The sequence below is a fragment of the Arthrobacter glycogeni genome (assembly GCF_054511155.1).
In genome coordinates, this window is the sequence record NZ_JBTNDE010000012.1 from 116628 (window position 1) to 125418 (window position 8791).

An 8791-nucleotide genomic window follows, 5' to 3' on the forward strand; every position below is an offset into this window, starting at 1 on the left:
GCCAGTAAAGCGATGCCCCACCCACTAGCCGGGAAGTAGCGCCAACGATGAGCAATTCCGAAAAAACGCTGGATTCGATCTGGTCCGACTGGACACAGGCTGTCAACATGAATGCCTCCACCCTGAAGCACTGGCTCGACACCGACGAGTCCAAAGCAGTCGGACAGAAGAGTGGCAGCGAGGAATCAGTGGGTCATGAATCCGGTCGTCGGATTGTCAAGATTCTAGAAACCAACAAGGCAGATCTGAGCAACGCCGATGTCGAGCACATGCACAAAGTCGTGGGCTACATCCACCGGCATTTGGCACAGAAACCCTCCTCCAACCTGGAAGACTCGCGGTGGCGATACTCCCTGATGAACTGGGGGCACGACCCCCTCAAACAGGAGTAAAACGCTCAGCCATCCCTACATAGCCGCACCTGCTGCGATAGAGTGCAGATTATGTCGCAGATAAGAATCAGGGATGCTGCCCATTATCTCGGGGTCAGCACCGATACGGTGCGCCGGTGGGTGGAGGAGGGCACGTTGTCCGGCGATAAGTCGGAGTCGGGGGTCACCACGGTGGACGGGCTCGGACTGGCACACCTCGCCCGCGAGCGCGCTGTACTCCCTGATGATCCGTCGGGAATGGCCAGCTCGGCCCGCAACCGGTTTGTGGGGCTGGTTACCCGGGTGGTGTCGGACCAGGTCATGGCCCAGGTGGAGCTGCAATGTGGCCCGCATCGGGTGGTGTCGCTGATGAGTGCTGAAGCGGTCCGCGATCTGGCCCTGGAACCCGGTTCGGTGGCTGTTGCAGTGGTGAAGGCAACGACAGTCATTGTGGAGACGCCGGGACGGAAGGCCTGACGTGGCTCGCCCCTCCCGCACCCTATCGGCCGGATTCGGCCTTGCCGTTCTACTGTCGACCACCGCCTGCGGCACACCCAGTGACCCCGCGCCCACCGACGACCAAACGCTGACCGTGTTTGCCGCAGCATCGCTGCAGTCAACGTTCACAGAACTCGCCGACGACTTCGAAGCAATACACCCCGGCGTGACCGTCACGCTAAGCTTCGCCGGGTCATCCGATCTCGCCACCCAACTCTCGGCTGGTGCCCCCGCCGACGTGTTCGCGTCGGCGGACACCGTCACCATGGGCCGGCTCGTCCAGGAAGGTCTGATAGACGGCAACCCGGTGCCTTTTGCTACCAATACCCTCACGATCGCCGTCCCGCCGGGCAATCCGGCGGGTGTTGAGCAGTTCAGCGACCTCGCCGACCCCGGCACGAGCGTGGTACTTTGCGCTCCCCAGGTGCCCTGCGGTGCTGCAGCCACCCAAACGCAGGAAGCAGCCGGTGTCACGGTGAACGCCGTTAGCGAGGAATCATCGGTGACCGAGGTGCTCGGGAAGGTGCGCTCCGGTGAAGCCGACGCCGGACTGGTTTACGTCACCGACGTCCTCGGCGAGGAAAGTGGCGTCGAGGAGATTCCGTTCGACGAAGCAGCCGACGCCGTCAACATCTACCCCGCGGGGGTAGTTGCGGACGGCAATACCAGGCTCGCCGCCGCCTTCCTCAACCTTCTGACCGGGCCGGAGGGGCAGGACGTCCTGGCTGAAGCCGGCTTCGGCCCCCCATGAGCGACCATCCCAGCATCGAGTACCCGTTGAAAGGGCGCCCGCCCGATAAACCCTCAACTAAAAGGCCCCAGTCAATCCGCCACGGGATTCCACCATGGGTTTTCGTCGTCGCCGGTGCTGGCGCACTCTTTGTCATGTTGCCGCTCGCAGCAATGATTTCCCAGGTGAGCTGGTCCCAGTTTGTCCCGCTCATCACCTCCGAATCGTCGCTGGCCGCGCTGGGTCTGAGCCTACGAACCTCGCTGATCAGCACAGTGCTGTGCGTGGTCTTTGGGGTGCCGATGGCTCTGGTGTTGGCCCGCACCGACTTTCCCGGCCAACAACTGATGCGGGCTCTGGTGCTGCTGCCGCTGGTGCTTCCGCCGGTGGTCGGTGGCATTGCCCTGCTCTACACGTTTGGCAGGCAAGGACTGCTGGGCACCAGCCTTCAAATCCTTGGCATTGACATCGCCTTCTCGACCACCGCCGTCGTGATCGCCCAGACCTTCGTTGCACTCCCCTTCCTGGTACTAAGTCTTGAGGGTGCGATCCGGTCGGCGGGCAGCAGGTACGAGGCGGTGGCCGCTACCCTCGGGGCCCACCCCGGGACCGTCCTGCGCCGGATCACCCTCCCCCTGGTGTTGCCCGGGCTGGTTTCTGGCATGGTGCTGTCCTTCGCCCGCGCGCTTGGAGAGTTTGGTGCCACCCTCACCTTCGCCGGCAGCCTGCAGGGCACCACCCGGACGCTGCCCCTGGAAATCTACCTGCAGCGGGAGACCGACCCGGATGCCGCCGTCGCCCTGTCCTTAGTGCTCGTAGTGGTGGCGGTGCTGGTGGTAGGCCTGGCACACCGGTCACGCGCCCCGGTCCGCGACGCGCCATGAGACTGGTAGCGGATGTGCGGGTGGCAGCGCGGGGGCTGAATCTTCAGCTCACCGTGGAGAGCGGCGAAACGGTCGCCATCCTCGGCCCCAATGGTGCAGGCAAGTCGACGCTACTCGCTGTCCTTGCCGGACTGCTACGTCCTGACGGCGGCAGCGCCGCGTTGGGCGACACAGTCCTCTTTGATGACACATCCTGGCGTCCGCCCTACGACAGGGGTGTCTCGTTGCTGGCGCAGGAGCCGCTGTTGTTTCCGCACTTGAGCGTGCTGGATAACGTGGCCTTTGGTCCGCGGAGCCAGGGCACCGGTCGGGCCGCGTCACGAACTGAGGCGATGCGCTGGCTTCGTGAGGTTGAGGCTGTCGAGTTCGCTGACCGTCGACCGTCGGAACTCTCGGGGGGTCAGGCCCAGCGGGTGGCAGTCGCCAGGGCGTTGGCCACCGATCCGAGGCTGCTGCTCCTTGACGAACCGATGGCTGCGCTGGACATTGCAGTCACCCCGGCGATGCGCAGGACGCTACGGCGGGTACTGACGGGCCGAAGCGCCATCATCGTGACCCACAACGTGCTTGACGCGCTAATGCTTGCTGATCGAACGATTATCGTCGAAGCCGGCGCAGTGGTGGAGATGGGACCAACCCGTGAGGTGCTGGAACGCCCCCGCAGTGCGTTTGGTGCGGGGTTGGCCGGGCTGAATCTGGTGACCGGCGTCAGCATCGAGGGTGGTCTGGAGACCACCGCGGGGCTTCGGCTGTCGGCACTCGCCGAAGTGCCGCTGGGTCTGGCCCAGGAGGCTGCTGCGGTGTTCAGCCCGCGGGCGGTCTCGGTGTTTGTGGTGCAACCATCGGGTAGCCCCAGGAACGTGCTACCCGTCACCATCACCGACCTGGAACAGCGTGGTGAGCTCATAAGTGTTCGAGCCGGACAGCTAAGCGCCGATATCACCGCCGCCGCTGCGGCTGACCTTGACCTGATACCTGGCCTGCGGGTGTTCTTTGTGGTCAAGTCCACCGAAGTGACCCTTTATCCGCGGTAAGAATCACCGGGGTCAGCGTCAACAATTTTTCTGGTGGGACGACCGGTAGAACTATAAGTTTTTCACAACTTGCATCCGACAGCATGAGGGCACCTAGATTCGTCCAAAGACCGGGGTGTGTCATGAATATTTTCGGTAGGAAAAGTCCGCTATTAACGCATGAGTCACCTCAAGGGGCGGGGGAAGCGGTTCCACGCATCCCCGACCGAGATCAGGCCCGGGTCAGACCACAAACATCCGGTCACCGATTGTCGGTCCGCATCGCAGCGATTGCCACCGCCCTGGTCTTTCCCCTCGGCATGTTGCTACCGGTGACCGTAGCCAACGCCGTGGTGGCCCCCACCGGTCAGGGGTTCACAGTGACCCCCTCGGATCTCGCCTTCATCCTGAAGCAGATCAAAATCTCCGAGGCGCACGTGGCGAACACCACATCCGAGACCGGCCCCTGTGGCGCGCTGGTGGGAACAGGGCCCAACCAGATTGCCACTCCCCTGATTTCACATGGTCTCAGGACGGTTGATGGTTCCTGCAACAACCTGCAACCGGGGCAGGAAACCTTCGGCGCCGCTGATCAGGTGTTCCCGCGGTTGGCGCCGGCCAAGTTTGGCAGCGCGGAGGCGGGGTCACTGGGTGGCCCTCCCGCACCAACCAGTTATCAGCAGACATCCGGGAATGTCTTCGACTCACAGCCACGCATCATCAGCAACCTGATCGTGGACCAGACCTCAACCAACCCTGCAGCTGTAGCTGCAGCCGGTCTGCCCATCAGAAGCCAGAACAACCCCGGGGTCACCCCGTGCACCACAGATCCCGATCCTTTGGCCGTGCCAGCGGTAGACGCTGTCCCTGTCGGCTGTACACCGTCCTTCCAGACCCTGTTCATTCCGAATGTCACCACGGATGTGGGGCTTTCTCCTCCGTACAATTCGCTGTTTACCCTGTTTGGACAGTTCTTCGATCATGGAATCGATCAGACGGTCAAGGGTGGCGGAACCGTCTTTGTTCCGCTGAAAAGTGATGACCCGCTGATCGCTGGACCGGACCACAAGGTTGGTACCGCCGATGATCTGGATTCGCACCTGCGGTTCATGGTGCTGACCCGGGGGAAGAACCAGCCGGGCCCCGACGGACAATTGGGCACAGTGGACGACATTCGTGACGCCCTCAACACCGACACACCCTGGGTTGACCAAAGCCAGACCTACACCTCCCACGCCTCCCACCAGGTTTTCGTGCGCGAGTACGTCAATAACGCCAATGGACGCCCGGTGTCGACGGGCAAACTGCTGGGCGGACCTGCGGGTCCCACTGCGGGCGGCATGGCTACCTGGGCGACCGTCAAGGCACAGGCCGCATCGCTGCTGGGCCTGCGCCTCGAGGATAAGGACGCTCTGGACGTCCCCATGATTGCCGCGGATCCTTACGGTAAGTTCATCCCCGGCCCCGTTCGGGGGCTGCCACAGTATGTGACCCTCACCGGACTGGTTGAAGGCGACACTGCAGCTCCTGTGCCTGTTCCGGACAACGTCAGGTACTTTGAGACACCGTTCCTGACCGACATCGCCAACAACGCAGTTCCAAAGCCCGGCTTCACTCCGGACCCCGACGACGTCGTCACGCCATCCCTGACCCCTTGCGCGCGACCAGGAGTTCCGGTGGGCTGCGTCAACCAATACGACAACGAAATCCTGGACCTGCACTTCGCAGCCGGTGATGGCAGGGTCAATGAGAACATCGGACTGACCGCCATCCACCAGGTGTTCCACTCCGAACATGACCGGATGGTCAATGACATCAAGAACACCCTTACCGCAGATACCTCCGCTGCTGGCGTGAAAGCACTGGCCGAATGGAAGGCAGCACTTGGCGCTGACGGTTGGAACGGTGAAAGGCTGTTCCAGGCCGCCCGTTTTGTGACGGAGATGGAGTACCAGCACCTGGTCTTCGAGGAGTTTGCCCGCAAAGTCCAGCCTGCGATCAACCCCTTCGAACCGTTTGCCTTCACCCAGACCAACGTCGATCCGGCAGTTACCGCTGAGTTTGCCCATGCGGTTTACCGTTTTGGACACTCCATGTTGACCGAGACGATCTCCCGGCGCAACGAAGACCGGCCAGGTCCGGACGGCGAATTCGGCACCTCCGACGACATAGCGGGATCCCAGAATGACATTTCTCTCCTTGAAGGGTTCCTTAATCCCCCGGCCTACACCGATGGCGGTCCGGCCGGGGCCCTGACCTCCGAGGAGGCTGCGGGCAGCATCTTCATGGGAATGTCCGATCAAGTGGGTAACGAACTCGATGAGTTCGTTACCGAGACCCTCCGTAATAACCTGTTGGGTCTGCCGCTTGACCTGGCGACAATCAACATTACCCGCGCCCGTTCGGAGGGCATTCCCCGCCTCAACGTGCTACGCCGCACCATCCACGCTGCTACAAATGACGCCCAGCTGCGGCCTTACGTCAACTGGATCGACTTCGGCGAAAGCATCAAGCACCCGGAGTCCCTGGTGAACTTCGTTGCAGCGTACGGCATGCACCCAACTATTACCGGTGCGACGACTTTGAAAGCCAAGCGCACTGCGGCGCGGGAGATTGTCAATCCAAATGTGGCCGCGGGAGACGTACCTCCTGTGGACGCCGCGGATTTCATGAACAGCACCGGCGCCTGGGTAAACAATGGAACCTCATCCATTACCGGGCTGGACAACGTTGACCTCTGGATTGGCGGTTTGGCTGAGCAGACAAACGTCTTCGGGGGGCTGCTCGGAAGCACCTTCAATTACGTGTTCGAAAGCCAGATGACCGATCTGCAGAACGGCGACCGCCTGTACTACCTCGCCCGCACGCCCGGTATGAACCTGCGCACCCAGCTTGAGGGAAACTCCTTCGCGGAACTGGTCATGCGCAACACGAATGCGAAGAGCCTCAAGGCCGATCCCTTCGCCACGTCGGACTGTAAGTTCGAGTTGAAGAACCTCGCTGGCACCCCGGCCGGGTTTGCTACGTTCGGCAACACCGTCGCTAACGATCCAAGCAGTGAATGCGATGAGGCTGCCCTGCTGATCCGCATGCCGGACGGAACGATCAAGTACCGTGCGCGAAATACGGTCGACCCGGCCGGTATCAACGGACAGAGCGTTTACAACGGAACGTCGGGCACCGACCGGATCTTCGGTGGAAATGACAGCGACACCTTCTGGGGCAACGCAGCCAACGACGTTATCGAAGGTGGCGACGGAGCCGACGTCGCTTTGGGCGGTCTTGGCAATGATGTCCTTACCGACCTCGCTGGCGACGACGTACTTAAAGGCGGCCCCGGTAACGACGCCATCGACGCAGGTCCCGGGCTGGATCTGCTCATGGGCGGTGACGGCAAGGACTTCACCAACGGCGGCGGTAACGCCAACACCACCTTCGCGGGTGAAGGAGACGACTTCCTGATCCTCGGCGAGGGTATTGACCAGGGTATTGGTGACGGGGGGGACGACTGGATCGAGGGTGGTGACCAGCCCGACGGTCTTATCGGTGACAGTTCCAATTTGTTTTTCACCGATGACAACAAGCCTGGCCACGACATCGCTATCGGCCAGGGTGGGGACGATGACTACGACCTGGAGGGTGGGGACGACATCGGCGTCGCCGGACCGGGAATTGAGAAAAACTCTGGCGCCGCGGGTTACGACTGGTCCATCAGTCAGGGAGATCCCCAGGCGATGGATGCGGACCTCGCCCTTCCCATTCCACCGCTGGATGTGTTGACAGCGGGGGTCAGGGACAAGTTCAACGAGACCGAGGCCGTGTCAGGCTGGAACTTGAATGACAAGATCCGCGGCGACAGCCTGGTTCCCAGTGAAGTGGGTGGCGGCGGATTCATCGGCTGCGACGTTCTTGACCAAGCAGGCGTAGATCGCATCAGCGGACTCAGCGCCCTGGTTCCTACCTCCGCGCTGACCACCCCGCTGGCTGATGTCGCTGCCAAGTCGGTGATCGGCCCGGGAGAATGTGCTGGGCTCGCTGGACCCGTATGGGGCGCGGGTAATGTTTTGCTCGGCGGCGCCGGGAGCGACCTGATTGAGGGCCGTGGCGCCAACGACATCATCGACGGCGATGCCTACCTCAGTGTCCGGCTCAGCGTCCGTAACGCAGCCGGCGAGCAGATCGGCAGCGCATCAGTTGAGGGCGTCGGTCAAAGTGCCATGGCCGCTCAGTACCTGCGCGACGTCAATGGCAACCTCACCGGGCCAACCCTGCAGCAGGATGTCTTTGCAGGGGTAGTCGATCCGGGGAACATCGTCATCGTTAGGGAGATCCTTTCCCCAGCGAACGGGACGTCGGTGGACATTGCACAGTTCTCTGATCTTGAGGCGAACTATGATGTAACCACCTCCCCCGCGGGAGCCACGTTGGGTTCGCCGGGTTCGGTCACCACCGTTGTTCACGCCCGCGGCACCCTGGCCGACGGCACCGACACCCTGCGGAATGTTGAACAGCTCCGGTACTCGGACTCCGTTGCTCCAGCGGCACCGGTGATTGGAACGGCCACGGCAGGCAACGCCTCCGCTACTGTCCGGTGGACCGCACCAACGGGTCTTGTGACCAGCTATAACGTGCGGGTCATCGATTCCGCTGGCGCTACGGTGGGCGCACTACGGACGGCCGCCGCCGATGCAACCAGCGAGGTGGTCACAGGCCTGGTCAACGGGCAGGCGTACCGGTTCCAGGTGCAGGCGGTCAACGCGGTGGGAGCAAGCCCGTTCTCGGCCCTGTCCACCGCGGTAACTCCCGATGTGGTCCCCGCAGCTCCAACGAATGTAGTCGGAGTACTCGGAAACGCACAGGTGACCCTGTCCTGGACCGCTCCGGCACTAAATGGTGGAACGGCCATCACCGAATACCGGGTACAGGTGCTTACCGGCACAACGGTCCTACGAACGGTGACGTTCGCTGGCACCGCAACGACGGATCGCCTAGTTACCGGTCTGACCAATGGCACCGCGTACACCTTCAGGGTCCAGGGGGTTAACGCCTTCGGGATCGGCGCACTATCTACAGCCTCCGCCGCAATCACCCCAAATGTTGTCCCGGCGGCACCAGTGATTGGGACTGCCACGGCGGGTAATACCACGGCTACAGTCCGGTGGACGGCGCCAGCCGGAACCGTCGGCAGCTACAACGTACGGGTAGTCAACGCGGCCGGAACCCAGGTGGGCGCACTACGGCCCGCCGGGGCTACCGCAACCAGCCTCGTGGTGACGGGACTGGTCAACGGTACGG

The 8791-nt window shown here is 62.4% G+C and carries 6 protein-coding genes; all 6 read left to right on the forward strand.

The features are described 5' to 3' along the window. The first annotated feature begins 47 nt into the window (after nucleotides 1-47). Nucleotides 48-392, forward strand: coding sequence for a DUF3140 domain-containing protein (locus ACX80O_RS10130; RefSeq protein WP_459307038.1), 345 nt, complete (start codon nucleotides 48-50; stop codon nucleotides 390-392). Nucleotides 393-443: 51 nt separating this feature from the next. Then, nucleotides 444-848 carry a TOBE domain-containing protein gene (locus ACX80O_RS10135; protein WP_459333364.1) on the forward strand — a complete coding sequence of 135 codons (405 nt, stop codon included), beginning with the start codon at nucleotides 444-446 and terminating at the stop codon, nucleotides 846-848. Between the two features lies 1 nt (nucleotide 849). Continuing rightward, a complete protein-coding gene (gene modA, locus ACX80O_RS10140) occupies nucleotides 850-1620 on the forward strand; it encodes a molybdate ABC transporter substrate-binding protein (protein ID WP_459333365.1) in 771 nt (256 codons plus the stop codon). Further along, complete coding sequence (locus tag ACX80O_RS10145) at nucleotides 1617-2483, forward strand: ABC transporter permease (RefSeq protein WP_459307035.1); 867 nt, start codon at nucleotides 1617-1619, stop codon at nucleotides 2481-2483. Before modA ends, ACX80O_RS10145 begins: the two co-directional genes overlap by 4 nt. Further along, the gene (locus ACX80O_RS10150; RefSeq protein ID WP_459307034.1) at nucleotides 2480-3517 is read left to right on the forward strand and encodes a sulfate/molybdate ABC transporter ATP-binding protein; all 1038 of its coding nucleotides are present in this window, start codon (nucleotides 2480-2482) and stop codon (nucleotides 3515-3517) included. Before ACX80O_RS10145 ends, ACX80O_RS10150 begins: the two co-directional genes overlap by 4 nt. A gap of 248 nt (nucleotides 3518-3765) precedes the next feature. After that, nucleotides 3766-8791 (forward strand): peroxidase family protein (locus ACX80O_RS10155; RefSeq protein ID WP_459333366.1); only part of this gene is annotated, 5026 nt, incomplete at its 3' end.

Coding starts and splice junctions, on each gene's coding strand:
- ACX80O_RS10150 (WP_459307034.1), top strand. CDS start 2,480: ATGAGACTGGTAGCGGATGTGCGGGTGGCAGCGCGGGGGCTGAATCTT.
- ACX80O_RS10145 (WP_459307035.1), top strand. CDS start 1,617: ATGAGCGACCATCCCAGCATCGAGTACCCGTTGAAAGGGCGCCCGCCC.
- ACX80O_RS10135 (WP_459333364.1), top strand. CDS start 444: ATGTCGCAGATAAGAATCAGGGATGCTGCCCATTATCTCGGGGTCAGC.
- ACX80O_RS10130 (WP_459307038.1), top strand. CDS start 48: ATGAGCAATTCCGAAAAAACGCTGGATTCGATCTGGTCCGACTGGACA.